The 16,284-nt window shown below is 39.2% G+C and carries 16 protein-coding genes, 1 pseudogene and 1 riboswitch; of the genes and pseudogenes, 9 read left to right on the top strand and 8 right to left on the bottom strand.

The genetic code is table 11. The features are described 5' to 3' along the window. Positions 1 to 28: 28 nt before the first annotated feature. The 5 genes from BN52_RS03340 to BN52_RS03320 form a co-directional block, all read right to left on the bottom strand. A complete protein-coding gene (locus BN52_RS03340) occupies positions 29 to 784 on the bottom strand; it encodes an amino acid ABC transporter ATP-binding protein (RefSeq protein WP_008472788.1) in 756 nt (251 codons plus the stop codon). Beyond that, positions 784 to 2,403 carry an ABC transporter substrate-binding protein/permease gene (locus BN52_RS03335; RefSeq protein WP_008472787.1) on the bottom strand — a complete coding sequence of 540 codons (1,620 nt, stop codon included), beginning with the start codon at positions 2,401 to 2,403 and terminating at the stop codon, positions 784 to 786. Before BN52_RS03335 ends, BN52_RS03340 begins: the two co-directional genes overlap by 1 nt. Positions 2,404 to 2,512: 109 nt before the next feature. After that, positions 2,513 to 2,688: riboswitch (Lysine riboswitch) on the bottom strand. Between the two features lie 36 nt (positions 2,689 to 2,724). Next, positions 2,725 to 3,363: a DNA-3-methyladenine glycosylase gene (locus tag BN52_RS03330; RefSeq protein ID WP_008472786.1), complete on the bottom strand. Its 639-nt coding sequence runs from the start codon at positions 3,361 to 3,363 to the stop codon at positions 2,725 to 2,727. A gap of 3 nt (positions 3,364 to 3,366) precedes the next feature. Beyond that, on the bottom strand, positions 3,367 to 4,131 hold the full coding sequence (locus BN52_RS03325; RefSeq protein ID WP_040473355.1) for a TerC family protein: 765 nt from the start codon (positions 4,129 to 4,131) through the stop codon (positions 3,367 to 3,369). A gap of 71 nt (positions 4,132 to 4,202) precedes the next feature. Further along, positions 4,203 to 4,907: an NAD-dependent protein deacylase gene (locus BN52_RS03320; protein ID WP_008472783.1), complete on the bottom strand. Its 705-nt coding sequence runs from the start codon at positions 4,905 to 4,907 to the stop codon at positions 4,203 to 4,205. 94 nt (positions 4,908 to 5,001) lie between these two features. Between BN52_RS03320 and BN52_RS03315 the strand changes: the two genes are divergently transcribed. Continuing rightward, positions 5,002 to 5,478 (top strand): hypothetical protein, encoded by a 477-nt coding sequence (locus BN52_RS03315; protein WP_008472782.1) that lies wholly within the window; start codon positions 5,002 to 5,004, stop codon positions 5,476 to 5,478. Positions 5,479 to 5,502: 24 nt separating this feature from the next. Here BN52_RS03315 and cls read toward each other — a convergent pair whose 3' ends face one another. Next, positions 5,503 to 6,963 (bottom strand): cardiolipin synthase, encoded by a 1,461-nt coding sequence (gene cls, locus BN52_RS03310; protein ID WP_040473345.1) that lies wholly within the window; start codon positions 6,961 to 6,963, stop codon positions 5,503 to 5,505. A gap of 13 nt (positions 6,964 to 6,976) precedes the next feature. After that, complete coding sequence (locus BN52_RS03305; RefSeq protein WP_008472780.1) at positions 6,977 to 7,912, bottom strand: alpha/beta hydrolase; 936 nt, start codon at positions 7,910 to 7,912, stop codon at positions 6,977 to 6,979. Between the two features lie 102 nt (positions 7,913 to 8,014). Between BN52_RS03305 and BN52_RS03300 the strand changes: the two are divergent. Beyond that, positions 8,015 to 8,500 (top strand): annotated as a pseudogene (locus tag BN52_RS03300) (ribonuclease H family protein); the annotation flags it as partial. 54 nt (positions 8,501 to 8,554) lie between these two features. On the opposite strand, the gene BN52_RS03295 reads toward BN52_RS03300, so the two are convergent. Next, a complete protein-coding gene (locus BN52_RS03295; protein WP_008472775.1) occupies positions 8,555 to 9,493 on the bottom strand; it encodes a DUF1002 domain-containing protein in 939 nt (312 codons plus the stop codon). A 165-nt stretch (positions 9,494 to 9,658) separates the two neighbouring features. Here BN52_RS03295 and BN52_RS03290 point away from each other — a divergent pair, with 165 nt between their 5' ends. From BN52_RS03290 to BN52_RS03260, 7 genes are all read left to right on the top strand, one after another. Further along, positions 9,659 to 10,510, top strand: coding sequence for a glycosyltransferase family 2 protein (locus BN52_RS03290; protein ID WP_008472774.1), 852 nt, complete (start codon positions 9,659 to 9,661; stop codon positions 10,508 to 10,510). Then, positions 10,494 to 11,150, top strand: coding sequence for an alpha/beta fold hydrolase (locus BN52_RS03285; protein ID WP_008472773.1), 657 nt, complete (start codon positions 10,494 to 10,496; stop codon positions 11,148 to 11,150). Before BN52_RS03290 ends, BN52_RS03285 begins: the two co-directional genes overlap by 17 nt. Positions 11,151 to 11,292: 142 nt before the next feature. Beyond that, positions 11,293 to 12,279 carry a ribose-phosphate diphosphokinase gene (locus tag BN52_RS03280; RefSeq protein ID WP_008472772.1) on the top strand — a complete coding sequence of 329 codons (987 nt, stop codon included), beginning with the start codon at positions 11,293 to 11,295 and terminating at the stop codon, positions 12,277 to 12,279. A gap of 145 nt (positions 12,280 to 12,424) precedes the next feature. Further along, the gene (locus BN52_RS03275; protein ID WP_008472771.1) at positions 12,425 to 13,108 is read left to right on the top strand and encodes a TetR/AcrR family transcriptional regulator; all 684 of its coding nucleotides are present in this window, start codon (positions 12,425 to 12,427) and stop codon (positions 13,106 to 13,108) included. A 12-nt stretch (positions 13,109 to 13,120) separates the two neighbouring features. After that, a complete protein-coding gene (locus BN52_RS03270; protein ID WP_008472770.1) occupies positions 13,121 to 13,954 on the top strand; it encodes a hypothetical protein in 834 nt (277 codons plus the stop codon). Positions 13,955 to 14,054: 100 nt separating this feature from the next. Continuing rightward, positions 14,055 to 15,539 carry an ABC transporter substrate-binding protein/permease gene (locus tag BN52_RS03265; RefSeq protein WP_008472769.1) on the top strand — a complete coding sequence of 495 codons (1,485 nt, stop codon included), beginning with the start codon at positions 14,055 to 14,057 and terminating at the stop codon, positions 15,537 to 15,539. Further along, entirely contained in the window at positions 15,532 to 16,272 is a 741-nt protein-coding gene (locus BN52_RS03260; protein ID WP_008472767.1) for an amino acid ABC transporter ATP-binding protein, read from the top strand. Before BN52_RS03265 ends, BN52_RS03260 begins: the two co-directional genes overlap by 8 nt. The last annotated feature ends 12 nt before the right edge of the window (positions 16,273 to 16,284 follow it).

Raw genomic sequence — 16,284 nt, 5'->3', positions numbered from 1 at the left:
TAATAGTGAGGAGAAACAAGAAAAAAATTTAGAAATCGTTTTGCTTAAAGTTGCGCAAGAATTTTTGCGTCTTTTCGTTTGCTGGGTGATCAAAGATTTGCTCAGGAGCGCCTTCTTCAGTAATAACACCATCACTGATGAAGAGAACATGATCAGAAATGTTCTTAGCAAAGCCCATTTCGTGAGTTACGATTACCATTGTTAAACCAGTAGTGGCCAACTTTTGCATAACATCAAGTACTTCGCCAACCATTTCTGGGTCAAGCGCAGAAGTTGGTTCATCGAACAATAAGACTTCTGGGTTCATTGAAATCGCACGTGCGATCGCCACCCGTTGTTGTTGACCACCAGATAATTGCTTAGGCTTAGCATTGATGAAAGGCTCCATCCCTACCTTGCGCAAGTTTTCCAAGGCAATTTCCTTAGCCTCTTCTTTTGCCCGCTTCAAAACCAATTCTTGACCAATCATGCAGTTTTGAAGGACGTTTTTGTTTTCAAACAAGTCGAATTGTTGGAAAACCATGCCGACTTTAGCTCTAAACTTGTTGCGATCGTAGCCAGCATCCAAAACATTATCGCCGTGGAAGCGAATCTCGCCACCAGTTGGTTCTTCCAAAAGATTAATGCAGCGCAAAGTAGTAGACTTACCACCACCGGAAGGACCAATGATTGAAACGATCTCGCCCTTATTGATATCAAAAGAAATATCGCGCAACACTTGGTGTTCGCCAAATGCCTTTTGTAAATGATTAATGCTTAAAATCTTGTCGTTATTTTCAGCCATTAGTTATTTCCCTCCGAATTTTTAGGATTTCCCACTTGAATTTGATTTGCCATCAAGTTGTAGTTACGGTTACCATCGAGTTTTCTTTCAATCAAATTGAAGATTCTTGTAATAGTAAAAGTAAGTACCAAGTAGATTGCAGAAATCGTTAAGTAAGTTGGGAAGAATTGGAATGTTTGACTAGCAATCGTCGTACCAACAAAGAATAATTCTGAAACAGAGATAATGCTCAAAACGGAAGTATCCTTAATGTTAACGATGAATTCGTTAGTAATTGATGGCAATGAATTTCTAATTGCTTGAGGCAAAATGATGTGCCACATTCTTTGGTTATGGGTCATACCCAAAGCACTAGCTGCTTCAAATTGACCTTCAGGGGTAGAAATAATACCACCACGAATAACTTCGGCTAAGTAAGCACCAGTATTAATAGAAACGATAATCAAAGCAGCAAGGGTACGGTTCAAGTTCAAGTGCCAGAATTGAGCAATACCATAGTAGATTACCGCAGCTTGAACCATCATAGGGGTTCCACGGAATACTTCAACGTAAACTGACAATAACCAGTTAACAATCTTTAAACCAATCTTCTTACCAGTGGTAGTTGGGGTAGGGATAGTTCTTACGATACCTACCAATAAACCAATAATGAAACCAGCAATCGTACCAACTAAGGCAATTAAAAGCGTCATGCCGATACCACTAAGGATCATGTTGCCATATTGGTTCCAAGTAGTTACTAACCAGCTTTGCTTCTTGCCAGTCTTTTTATCAGTTGATTCAGTCTTAGGTTGTTGCTTTACTGCAGTAATCATTAATTGTTGACGCTTCTTTTCAGGAATCGTCTTCAAAATTGCATTAACTTCGTTTAATAACTTAGTATTGCCTTTCTTAACCCCGATACTAGTTACAGAGTCTGAATAAGGAACCTTGAAACCAGGCATCTTGTTAAGATTAATGGCAACGATGTTAGGGTTAACGCCCTTGTAGCTTTCGTATTCAATATCTTCAGCGACGTAACCGTCGATAGTACCTGAAATCAAGCTTTGGCGCATTGCTGAGAAGTCACGCATTGCAGGTTCACGCTTAGCACCTTTTAATTGCTTGATCAAGCCGTAGTGTAAAGTACCTTGTTGTGCAGTTAACTTAGCACCCTTAAAATCTGAAAGGCTCTTAGCAGTAACGTACTTGTTGGTCTTATTAAGGATAATAACAAAAGTACCCTTACGGTAAGGAACTGAGAAGTTGATGGCCTTGCGTCTTTCGGCAGTAGGACTCATTCCTGCAATGATCAAATCAATCTTACCAGAGGTAAGTGATGGCAACAAACCATCCCATTCAGTCTTTTCAACTACAACCTTACGGTGTAATTTCTTACCAATGATCTTGGCAATTTGCACGTCGTACCCATTTGCATAAGCATGAGTGCCATCAATTGGAACTGCACCATTGGCATCGGTAGTTTGGGTCCAGTTGTAAGGTGGGTAGTTAGCTTCCATTCCCACTTTTAACACATCACTATCATTAGCAGCTTCAACTCTTGTTGAATGATTGCCAAAAGTAATGAACAACATCAATATTGTCGCAATTAGTGCGAGTAATCTAGTTCTTGACTTCAATGAAAAAACCTCCAAAATTTTCAAATAAAGCCAATACAATAAAGCACAATAAAAACCTCGCTAGCAGTATCTGCAGCGAGGTTCACTTTTAATCATCAGTAATAAAACCAAATCATATAGCGCTCCCCGGGGACTGACCGGGACAGTCTACAGCATCTTCTCCTGTAGCCCAACCGAATTGATTCACGAAAGCCAATTCGATTTCGGCGATAGCTCTCAGAAGCAAGTTCACAGCGTTCGTGCACTCCCTTGATTCTAGTAGTTACCGCAACCTCTATTGCATTGGATAAATATTTAATTTAAATGAATGTTAAAACATAGTTAGATGCTTGTCAAGCGCCAACCTAAATTTTTTTGGAAAAATTTTTTCTTCATGGTTGAAACATATGGATTTCCCTGAGGATAGAAGCGAAGTTTTTGCCCGGCCCAATAAGGATCTCGCTGGGTAACACCAACACGTTCGGCAGCAATAATTTTTTCAGGAATTTTTCGCTGACTTAAATCAATTGCAAACGGACTGTCGCCAATAAACTGACAATCCCATTTGCGACTAGTAATTCCTAAGGCCTGCATCATTTTTCCTGGACCATTGGTTAAAAGTGGGCCAGTTTTGCCATGACGGTTAAGCTGCATTTGTTCGATCCCTAGGCTAGGTTCAATGGCGCGGATCAATATTCCTTGAGGTTCATTTTCTGCCTGAGTTGCAACATCAAAGAAAAAATATTGACGTTGGGAATAGATGTAGAGCGTTCCGGCTTTACCATACAAACCTTCATTAGCGCTAGATCTGTGTCCGCCAAAGGAATGGGCGCAACGATCGTTTTTGCCTAGATAGGCTTCAGTTTCAACAATATAGCCACCTAAGATTTCTTTGCCTGTGTCAAAAGTAAGCAAGCGCCCCAATAGATCCTGTGCTATTTCGGCAGTAGGTGCGCTTGAAAAATAAGTTTCGTAGTCCATTTTTTACATGTGCTTGTGTCCGTGACGCTTAATTTTCCAAAAGTGGAAAATCACGGTAATTCCTAAAACGCCAAATACAACAATTGCAAAGGCAACATTTGGCATTTCGTAATGGAGTGGTGGCAAGGCTAATAATAATTTTAAGGCGATGATGCCAATTAATACGTAGGCCATTGGCTGCAATTCAGGAATAATTTCCATCAGCTTAATAATAATTTCAGCTACGCCTCGCATGCAAAGAATTCCGATCATACCACCGATTAATACGACAACTGGATTATCTGAGACTGCCAAGGCTGCCAAAACTGAGTCGATTGAGAAAACGATATCCATCGATTCAATCGAAATAACGGTTCGCCAGAACAAAGAAAAGATATGCTTGCGTTGCTTTTTTTGTTTGTGAGGATGTTCGTGGTGGGCAGCCTTTTCAGGGTGATGTTGATCATAAAAGAATTTAAATGACAGGTAGAAGAGGTAGATACTACCAGCTAATTTAATTTCCCAGAAGTTGATCAAATAAGTCCCGATACCGATAACGATAAAACGAAAAATATAGGCGCCCCAAAGCCCATAAAGTAGAGATTTTTCTTGTTCTTTTTTCGTTGGCAAAACCTGAGTCTGTGCTGCCAATACGACGGCATTATCAACCGAAAGCAAGCATTCCATTAAAATTAGCGTTAAAATGATCATCCAATCTTTGCCACTGGTCAAAACGTGTTCCCAGTTGTGCAAATCAAAAAATGGGGCATATAAATTAAAAATTGAGATAGCTTCCATAGTTTCAATCCTTTTCTAAAGTATTCTTTGATAGCTTATCAAGATGTGCTAATTTGTGCAATTTATAAGTTAGGAAAGACATCTAGAGCATCCCCAATTATTTCGTTAATTCCTTGTGCTGGAAGTGGAGTCTTATTGACTGCCCAAATTTTGGCTGCTGGATTGCGATAAGCTAGCAACTGTGCAAAAGGATAAACGACAAAGCTAGTACCGGCAATGATTATCAAATCAGACTGACGCATGATTTCGACCGATTTAGTTAGCGTTTCGGGATTGATTGCCTCACCGTATAGCACGACTTTTGGACGAATAATTCCCCCACAATCTTGATGACGGAAATCTTGGGCATAGGCTTCATAGCTAACTGGTTGGTGGCATTTAGTACAATAGATCTCATACAGGTTGCCATGAAATTCTAAAACGTGTTGGTTGCCTGCTTTAGTATCCAGACGATCGATATTTTGAGTGATCAAATAGCCTTTTTCATTGCAGATTTTTGCAATTTTTTCATGAATTGGATTTGGCTGAGCGTCAGGGAAGTACATATTTTGCATAACAAAGTTGTGAAATAATTCTGGTCGTTGGTAAAGTGTATCTTCGCTAAGAATAGTTTCAGGTGGTTCAGAAATACCGTTATAAATCCCAGTTTTTGACCGGTAGTCAGGAATTCCAGAATGAGTTGAGATTCCAGCTCCAGTTAAAAAGACTACGTGTTTTGCTTCTTCGATATCGTGTTTTAAAGTGGTGATTTTGCTTGTGTCGATCATGATCTTCCTACTTTCTATTCCAGTTAATTCTAAAACCATTATAAGACAAACTTTGTTATACTTTAGTTAAAAGACTTTATTAAGGACAATATTTATGCAAGATTCTTTATTTTATCCTATTGTTGACGTTTTATTGTTAATCTATGCTGTTTATAGCTGGTATTGGCAAGCTAAAGTAAATTTACGCGCTAAATTTCGTATATCATTAGTGATTTGGACGCTTTTGATCATTGGGGGCTTTTTCTATAGTGGCTATCTAAATCCGCAAATGCCAGCCATCAACTTCTTTTTGGCACTATTATTGTTGACGAGTTTAATTGATGGCTCAACTGGATTGGCTCAGAAGCGGGCTGTGGTATCGGGCTTTTTTAAAAGAACGATCGACTACAGTAAAATCAAACGCGTTTTATTGATTGACTATTCCGGCGATCAGCGTGATCGGGTTATCTGTATTTTGGGAACAAGCGATAATCGCCAATATTATTTACAGTTTGCGACTAATCTCCGCACAGTAATCCAAGCGCTCGAAGAGCATTTGGGCAGAGACGTGAAGTTTGAAATAGGCAAATAAAAAGCTACCGAATGCGGTAGCTTTTTAAAGTATCGGTGATAACATGCGTGAAAAGCTTTGTAATGTTCTAAGCCAGCGACTTTGCTGGGCAATCATTTCTTTAGTTAACAAGGTTGATTGTTCCATGTCTTGTTCAAAACTAGCAGCTAATTGAAGATTAAAATCGCGATCGTAAAAAATTGCTAGATCCTCAAAATTAAGATCATAAGAACGATAATCTTGGTTCATCGAGCCAACGGTTGCATAAAGATCATCGACTACGATGGTTTTAGCATGGATAAAGCCGTTATTGTAGATATAAATTTTGATGCCACTGCGTGCTAATTCATTGGCATACCATTGCGTTGCCCGATAGATAAAAGGATGGTCGGGCTTGCAAGGGATCATGATACGTACGTCAACGCCAGAATGAGCAATAATTTGAAGGGCAGCAAAAACAGCATCGTCCGGAATCAAATATGGCGTTTGAATCCATAGTCGCTTGCGTGCTAACATCATTAAGCGAATAACGCCATTACGCATATAGCGTTCGTCGTTATCTGGTCCATCAGAAATAATTTGCGTAGCAATATCGCCATTGGAGATATTGCTTTCGTCCAGATCAGGGAAGAAGAGGTCGCTGTAAGTGATGATTTGGGAGTCTTTAGTAATTGAGGCATTCCAATCCATCACAAAGCGTTCTTGGAGTAGCAATGAAGCGGAGCCCACAATACGAACATGGCTGTCACGCCAATAGCCAAACTTCTTTTTCTTGCCAAGGTATTGATCGCCAATATTAAAGCCCCCAGTCCATGAGGTTTTGCCATCAACGACCACAATCTTTCGGTGCAAGTGGTAGTTAATCCGGTATCGCGTAATCATATTGCGTGAAGTAACGAATTGAAGGACGTGACCACCGGCATCAGTTAACTGCTTAAACCAAGACCGGGTTGCCCCCATTGAACCCCAAGCATCGTAGAGTACGTGAACATTGACGCCTTCTTTAGCTTTAGCAATTAAGAGCTCGAGGATTTTATTGCCGATCTCATCGTTGTAAAAAGTGTAGAATTCAACGTTAATCGTTTCTTTAGCCTGTTCAAGATCACGAATCATGTCCGTGAACATTTCTTGGCCATCGGTGTAAAGCTTTACGCGGTTGTTTTTCGTAAGCGGAGCTTCATTTTTCTTGTTAAAAAACTTAATTGCGATCTTAGCCTTGTTGCTGGTATCGGAGTCGCTGATTTTTTTCGGTGGTGCAGAAGTAATCGAACGTTGAACATTGCCTAAGCCGATGTGACGCTGTTTATTGATGGCAAAGAGATTTTCCTGGGAAATACCCCGTCCAAAGAAAGAGTAGAGCGTAATTCCGATGACTGGAAGTACCAAGAGGATGATCAACCAGGCCCATGTAGTAGCTACCGAACGACGGCGGTGGAAAACAATATAAAATGCTAGGATTGAGTTAGTGATAATAATAATTCGCCAAATATCCGTTAAAATTGCCAAGTTAATCACCTCCCTAATAATCTTTCAAGCCAACAAACTTATTGATGATATCAATTACGAATGGATTGTCATGCATGATACTATGCTCAGCATATTTTTCACCACGAATTTCAACTTCTTGATAGCGATGTGCGATTGGAGCAAGGATATACCGGATACTTTTAGCAGAAACTACTGAAATGAACCGATCAGTATTTGTTTGATCAAGGATGTTGCCATAGATATTTAAAACGGAAATATTCGGATTGAATCGTTTGCGATGCCATAGCAAATATAAATAATGTGGGTTCATCAAGTTGGGGCGACCTTTTTCATTTAGTCGATTCACGTTAGGAATGTCTCCCAGATAAGTAACACCATTAAATGGACCAGCAACTAAAGCACACTTATCTAAGTGGGGGAACTTTTTGTTACGAGAGTGCTTGATCTCGCTTCTTATGATACAAGGGCAAGATAGTGAATGGGCTACAGCAGTGTAGCGATTAAAGTTATAGCGTTTAGCCAAAAATGGCAAGAGCAGGCTAAGGTAATAATCGATTGTATAAATGCCAACGATTCTTTGTCGAAAAACGACTTGAACCATGGGATGAAGATCATTAGTCCAAGTTCCCTCTAAACGAAAATTTCCCCAAAGATCGACGGTGACTTTGAGAAAATCGTTTTTACCCTTATCTTTTAAACCTTGTTCAACCATGATTTTTGTAGTGTAATCACCACCACGAAAGCCATGGAAATAAATAATCGGAACTTGTTCATGGCGCACTTTGCTAGGCTCTTGCGTTGTCAAATCTTGAACGTGTTGCGGATGCAAGCGCAGCAACGGTCTAGTAAGCGCAAAGGAGGCTAAAAAAGCTAATGAAAGCATGTTAAACATGCTAGGTTCTTGCCAAAGATTAGCTTGCCGATTTTTTTCTGCTTCCTGTGCGTACTTTTTTGTGTTGAAGAACATGTTCCCCCGCCTTATAATTTTCCTTGTGTATTTAGATATATTTTAACATGGAAAAAATAAACTGCTTAAGTAATTTACCAATAGTAAGGGATGAAGCAAATGACAAATGACTATTATGCAACGATTTATACCGACGGTGGCACACGCAACTCTGGAGCTGGCATCAAAGGCGCCAAAGTAGCTCCTGATGATCCAGCAGCTTGGGCTTATCGAATTGAATGGCAAGGTCAAGAAGTGCACCAAGCGGGTGGAGAAAAGGGCAAAACCAACAATCAAATGGAATTGACCGGTTTTATTGAGTCCCTGCATAAGCTGATTGAATTAGGAATCAACCAAGAAAAACTATTGTTTGTACTTGATTCGAAATATGTACTAGATCCCATCAATCAAAAATGGCTTCAAGGGTGGAAGAATCGTGGCTGGAAACGCGCAGCTGGTCCGCTTAAAAATAAAGAGCTGTGGCAAGAAGTTGATCGCCTATTGCCAGAATTTCCTAATGCTACTTATAGTTGGACTAAGGGTCATGCGAATAATGCTGGCAATGAATTTGTCGATAGCTTGTTAAACGAATTTATGGATCAAGAATAAAAAAAGAGACGACTAGCATATTGATGCTAGGTCGTCTCTTTTTTTATTGCCAGCTTATTTGAACAGGCTGGTAAAGAAGTTAACGATACTATCAATTAATTGTTGGAAAAAGTTGCGATTTTCAGGAGTATTCAACTTATCAAAAATATTTTTCGCTCCTGCCTGAATTTGCTTTGATAATTCTGCAGCTTGTTGCTTAAAATTGCTGTTTTTCAAAGCACCAGAATCGCGAATTTCAATTAGGATGTTGACAATTTGGTTCTTTTGTTCGTTGGTAATCGTATCGCCTAAATGATTGATATTGATTTGATTGGTGACAATATCGCGAATTTGACTATCAGAAATATTATTGCCGACTTTCGCCATTTGCGATTTAGCACCAGCTACGGCATTGTTAAGCTGTGAATCAGTATAGCCGTCTTTATCTTTATTTTCTTGAGTAATGCCACTTAAGGTATTGATTTCATCTTGAGCCGCATTGACTTGTTCTTGATTTAAAGAATTGCCGTTTTTCGCATAGGCTGCATAAACGCCGGCCAAAGCGCCAGAGCCATCGATTGGCACGGCACTGGTAACATAAATATTGGCATCGGTGATACCAGCAGTTAAAGCAGCGTTCTTATATTGATTTGCAGTAATTGTCGTAATGTTGTTTTTGCCATTGTAAGATAAAATTTTAACGTTAATGCCGGAACCAGAACTGGTTTTCTGGATCATTGCACTAGACCAAACTCCTGATGAAGTGGTGAAATTATCGCCAGATGGATTGAGATACTTAACCAAATCGCTACCAGTAACGGTGATCGTTTGGTAATTACTACCGTTAAGAGGCTGCGTAAGCGTATCGATTGTACCTTGACGCTGGCTTGCAGTTAGCGAGCCACCTAAGGTAACCACTGGGGTTTCAGTATCGGCAAGAGCTTGTCCATGATTGAAAGCAAGGAAAGTCCAACTTGCCAAGAGGATCGAAATCATCGTAATAATCTTTTTCATAATTTTTCTCCTTCGCATAATATGGATATTATAATAGACAAAAATTATTTTTGGTCAAGTTGTACTATACAAAAATAGTAATATTTAGTAAAATTTAAGTTTTATGGTGAAAGATGCAAGCCAAGCCTTTAAGATGGTATAATTGGAACAATATGGGGGAATAATATGTTACAACAACCTGAACTGACCGTGATTATGCCAGTTTACAATATGGAAAAATATCTGGCGCGAGCATTGGATCATTTAGCTGAGCAAACTGATCCTAATTTTGAATTGTTAATCGTAAATGACGGTTCGCAAGATCGAACTGCTGAAATTGCAGAATCATATCGTAATAAATTTCAACATTTTAGAATAATCAATAAGGCTAACGGTGGGTTATCTGATGCTAGAAATGTCGGTATGCAAGCAGTGACCACGCCATATTTTACTTTCCACGATGGGGATGATTGGGTCGATCCCGATTATACGGCTTATTTCGTTAAGGCTTTTCATGAACATCCTGAAGCAGCCATGGTAAGTTGTGGCTTTTGGATTGATTATGAAGGTAAGCCGGCAATTAATGCTTGCAAGAAGGCGATTGAAAAGAGTATCAGCAAGCGTGAAGCTTATCGCTTAATTGTCAATTTCTGGGGTTCATTTTTCTTCAATCATGCCTTTGTTTCACCAGTAAAAGGCTATACCTGGAATAAGGGTTATAAAACTAATGTAGTTAGAAAGCATAAGCTCCAATTTGTAAAGAAATTGGCCTTTATGGAGGATCAAATCTTCAATGTTAAATATCTCTCTTTAACTGATGGCTATTATTGTAGCAGTCGCCCACTTTATCATTACTGGCAAAGAGAAGATAGTATGGTTCACAATTTCAATTTGAAGATGGTGCCAGATAATTTTAAGGCCAACTATTTGGTTTGGAGCTTGATTGCTAAAAGTTTGTGGAAAGAGTATCGGTCAAGTAAGAGCTCAGAAAAATTGATCAGCATCAACGAAGGGAACAACAATGAAAGAAAAGGTTAATGGCGTCGAGCTGTATTATCATAAGTTAGGAACCGGGGAGCCACTTTTGTTGATTCACGGACACCACTTGGATGGCGGGATGTACGATAAAATTGTGTCGCCACTGTCATTGCATTATACGGTCTATGTAGTCGATATGCGTGGCCATGGTTTAAGTGATGGCGATATAGCAGAACACTATCAAACCGAAGTTGAGGATATTTATAGTTTTATCAAGCAAATGGGCATTGTTGGCTGCTATTGCTTTGGTTTTGATGCTGGTGGATTAGCTGCGATGATGCTAGCTAGTCAACATCCTGATGCTTTTAAGAAACTGATCGTTGCCGGAGTTTTTGTTAATGGTGCTGGCATCAAGCCTCATCATTATTTAACTGAAGGCTTCCACCGCTTTTTACGCTTAGATCGCGATAGCCGAGTTGAGCTTACCGAGAGTTTTATGTCAGAGGATATGCTGAAGAAGATTCAAGTTCCAACTTTGTGTGTGGTTGGTGAAAAAGATTGGGTCAAAGTTGAGCATGTGCGTTGGTACAGTCAGATTATTCCTAATGGTCGGTTGATTATTATGCCACGACAAAAACATGATAGCTATACGGTAAAGAGTTTGAAGCTGTTAGACTTAATTAAAGACTTTTGTAAATAGCAGCAACTAGCAATAACCTAAAAATAGGATATATAGTTAGTTTTTTATCGGCAAAAAATAAACTATCTAGATTTAACAAGCTTTTATTGCCAATTTTAGTTATAATAAAACTGTATATTGTATTTTTACAGAAGAGGTAACTATGGATAAGGAAGAGCTTCATCAATTATTACACCCAATGAAAGTCATCGGCTTGGGTGGTAATCCGGTTTTAAATGAAAAGATTGCGCAACAATTACACCAACCATTGATTGAAACTGCAGTTCATCATTTCAGCGATGGGGAAATTCAAGTTAACATTGGCGAATCGGTTAGAGGATGCGATGTTTTCGTAATTCAATCGATTCAAGATCCAGTCAACGAAAACTTCATGGAATTAGAAATTGTGCTTGATGCTTTACACCGCGCTTCAGCACACAATGTCAATGTCGTAGTTCCTTACTTGGCATATTCACGTTCTGATACCAAGACTAGATCGCGTGAGCCAATTACTGCAAAGTTGATCGCTAACTTATTGCAGCTTACTGGAATTGACCGTTTGATTTCGGTTGATTTGCACGCTTCGCAAATTCAAGGTTTCTACAATATTCCGGTCGATCACTTGCACGCAATGCCAATCTTGGCACAATACTTCCTTGACAATGGTATTGCTAGAAAGGGCGACGATGATGTTGTAGTCGTTTCTCCAGATCACTCAGGGGCTAAGCTGGCTAGAAACTTTGGTCAATACTTTGATGCTCCAATTGCTATCGTTGATCAACGCGGTGCACGTTATGACACTGAAATTCACGATATGATTGGTGATGTTAAGGGTAAGAAGTGTGTTATCGTTGACGATTTAATTGATACTGGTTCAAGAATTGCTTCATCGACTAGATCCGTAATGGCAGCTGGTGCTAAGAAGGTTTACGTTGCCGCTACTCACGCATTGCTTTCAAAGAATGCTAACGAAACCTTGAATGAATTGCCAATTGAGCAAATTGTGGTTACTGATACTATTATGCATAAGAATTATCCTGACCGCATGGTAAGAATTTCGGTTGATCAATTGCTTGCTCGTGGTATGGATTATGTCTATAACGATCGTTCAATTCACCAGATTTTTGATGAACAAAATCGTTTGAAATAAACGATATGGTAATAAAGTACAGCTTTTAAAATAATCCTCAAAAAAGTGAGGGTTATTTTTTTGTAGAAAATACAAAATGTTATGTATATAATTAGATGATTGATATAATATTAGTAAAACATACGGAAGGAAAGGTATAGATAAAATGGCAAGACGTAAAAACATGAAAAGAAGAAGAGAGATTCTTGGAAATACTTTTCGCTTAATCAGAGAAAAAGGCTTGGAGAATGTATCATTACAAATGATTGCAGAAAGATCCAATATTTCGAAATCATTATTGCAATCCTACTATCCTCATAAGGCAAGATTGATCAACGATATTGCGCGTAATTTGTTGACCACATTGAGTAAAGAAGTAGATAAGTACGATGACATTGATCACACTTCTTCTTATGCTCATATGAAAGCATTTATTTATACAATCTTTATTCTTGGTTCAAGAGATGAAGGGCTTGATCGGATTATTTCACAAGCAATTACTGCTAATGATTCACTTGATAATTGGGGCGACATTTTGTTTAATTGGATTCAAGAAACTAATGTTTTCGATGGTATCAAGGCAACTGAAGATGAAATCGAAAGTGGCATTACTTTTATTACCGTTGGTGTTGGTAGATTGTACCATGAACGCAAGAAGCATCATTTAACGCCAGAAGACTTGTCTAACTATGCAACTAGTTCATTGATGTACAGCTTCTGCCATGCAAAGCCTGAAGAAATTGAACAAGCTTTGCGCGATGGTCACCGCATCATTGCTTCAGCCGACATGATTAACGTTCATCGAGCAATCGATCACATGTTTGACGAAGACAAAGAAATTATCAGTTAAAGGGGTTTTTAGATGGCAGGACGATCACGTGCTGATCTTAGAAGATTAAGTCAAGAACAGAGTCATGAGTATAAACGGACGCTGGCTTTTGTGCTGTTCTTAATTGTTACTCTGTCTATGATTACGGCAACGTTTTTAAATCCGTTTTTTATGAAGAGCCAGATTAGAACTAGTAGCAATCAGGCGGTAATCGTTCGTCAGGTTAACAATAACTTCGATAAATTGGCCGATTTGCTTAATGCACAAGGTGAAGAGGCCTCTAATTTGTTGACGGAGAAGCAGACGCAACCAATTGCAGATCATATTATCGACTATAGTTTGGGTTTTCACTGGTTTAAGGTCAGCAACACAGATCTGGCACAGCAGATTTTGAATGATATTGATGCTAATATCGATCATGATTCATCTAGCGAAGCGCAGGTGATCAATAGTCGTCTGAAAAAGCAAAAAAATAATCAAGTTTATTTGGTCAATCAGGCATTCAATTTGAATGTGGTTACGCTTGGAGCCAATATTGCTGGTTTGTTATTGGTAGTTAACATTGTGATCATCATTGTTACTATCATCACTTTGGTCTCGTTGATGCGGGATTTACAATCACGTTCAAGTTTGAAGGCCTTAATTCATACAACTACTGGTGCAGGAATGTGGGCTGGTTTTTGGTTAATTCTAATTTGCGGAATTTTGGCAATTATTCCAGTGTTGTTTAATGTAACGACAACTTCTTTTGCTGGCATGGGTTTCTTATTAGAGATCAGTAGTGGTATCTTTTTGGAATTTGTAATCGCTGGAGTGATTATGTATGTGTTGTGCGCCTTGCCTTGGCAAGCGACAACTGCTAATTAATAAGTAGATAGGGGTAGAGTTTTTGCTCTACCCTTATTTTGTGTAAATAAATAATGTGGTACTCTAGTAAGCAAGTAGTAACAAGGAAGTGGGAGGCTAGATGAAACTACCAAAAAAGACGATGATGGCAATCATGACCAGTTTATTGGCATTTTTGACCATTTTGCTCACGGTAATGCCAGTAAAAGCTGCAGATCAAGTGACGAATAATTCAGTTATGCAGCGAATTAAACAAAAGAAAGAGTTAGTAGTTGGAACTTCGGCCGATTATCCACCATTGGAATTTACGGCAAGTGAAGCTGGGCAGACTAAATATGTTGGCGTTGACATCGAATTAGCTAAAGATATCGCCAAAGATCTTAATGCCAAGCTTGTTATTAAGAATATGAGCTTTGATTCGCTGTTAGTAGCATTGGAAACGGGCAAGGTTGATATGGTAATTTCCGCAATGACACCAAGTCCAGAGCGTAAGAAGAGCGTAGATTTTTCTAAGATCTATTACCATCCAAGTGGCGAATTTTTCTTAATCAATAAAAAGGATCAGGCAAAATATCGTAAAATTGCGGACTTTAAAGGCCAAACTTTGGGAGCACAAACTGGCAGTATTCAGTATGAACTGATCCAAAAGCAGATGAAGTCCAGCAAAGTCAAGGGCTTAAGCAAGATTAATAATTTAGTCTTAGCCGTACAATCAGGTAAAGTCGCAGGGGTAGTAGTTGAAGAATTGATTGCCAAAGCCTATGCTCAAAATAACCACAATTTATTAGCGGTACAATCAGATTTAAAAGAAGCTCAAGCCGGTAACGCTGTAGCCATTGCTAAAGGCCAAAAGGATTTAGTAGCTGCAGTTAATAAGACGATTGCTCGAGTACAAAAAGAGCAACTGATCGAACACAAGTATTTGCCAGCAGCAGCCAAATATATGAAGACTGCTAAAAAGAACAATTCAATGATGAAATATGCACCATACTTTGTTAAAGGTGTGGGCTATACAGTTGAAATTACGATTTTTTCAGTCTTGATTGGAGTAATTTTAGGGACGCTATTTGCTTTGATGCGCTTATCAAAGATTAAGCTGGTCCATTGGCTGGCAGTAGCTTATATTGAGTTCATTCGGGGAACGCCACAAATGGTACAGATTCTTTTCGTTTACTTTGGCGTGGGCTACTTTGTTTCCAACTTGTCAGCGGTCGTAGCTGGAATTATTGCGATCGGTTTGAACTCAGGTGCGTATGTAGCTGAAGATATTCGGTCTGGTATCGGGTCGATTGCTAAAGGCCAAACTGAAGCAGCAAGATCACTAGGCTTGAGTCAAGCTAAGACTTATCGCTACGTAATTATTCCTCAAGCGCTAAAGAATATTTGGCCTGCCTTGGGCAATGAGTTTATTACCTTATTAAAGGATAGCTCCTTAGTTTCAGTAATCGGAGTTTCAGAATTAATGTATCAAACGCAATTAGTTCAAACTTCGACTTATCGAGGCGTATTACCATTAGCGATTGCCATGGTAATTTACTTTATTATGACTTTTACCTTAACGAGATTGTTGAATTACTTTGAGAAACGGATGAAGCACAATGACTAAAGCAATGATTGAAATCAACCACTTGAAAAAACGCTTTGGCAATAATGAGGTGTTGAAAGACATTTCCGCTGAAGTCGACAAGGGTCAAGTGATCTGTATTATTGGACCTTCAGGATCAGGAAAAAGCACCTTTTTGCGTTGCCTCAATGTTTTAGAACATCCTACTGAAGGAAAGATTATTTTTGATGGAACTGATTTAGCAAAGTTGAACGAAGGCAAGGAACTCGACCAATTGCGGGAAAAGATGGGAATGGTTTTCCAAAACTTCAATTTATTCCCCAATATGAACGTCATTGAGAATATCAAGTTAGCGCCAATGAAAGTTAAGGGGATCAGCGAAGCTGAAGCTGAAAAAACTGCTTTAGAATTGCTAGCGCGTGTTGGTTTAGAAGATCGGGCAAAACAATATCCGAGCAGTTTATCTGGTGGTCAGCAGCAACGGGTGGCAATTGCTCGTGCTCTAGCAATGAATCCCGAGGTAATGCTATTTGATGAGCCAACAAGTGCTTTAGACCCGGAAATGGTTGGTGAAGTTCTAAAAACCATGCAAGATCTAGCTGAATCTGGGATGACCATGGTCGTGGTAACTCACGAAATGGCTTTTGCCCGTGAAGTAGCGGATGAAATTTGGTTTATGGCTGATGGCTATTTACAAGAAAAAGGCGCGCCTGAAGTGATTTTTACTAATCCAACTAGTCAACGTGCAAAAGACTTTTTGGCTAAAGTTTTATAGTAGTCGTTTTGG

Origin of the sequence: Lactobacillus gigeriorum DSM 23908 = CRBIP 24.85 (genome assembly GCF_000296855.1) — a bacterium.
Taxonomy (GTDB): domain Bacteria; phylum Bacillota; class Bacilli; order Lactobacillales; family Lactobacillaceae; genus Lactobacillus; species Lactobacillus gigeriorum.
Note: the sequence above shows the minus strand (reverse complement) of the source record. Positions and strands in the feature narration are given on the sequence as shown.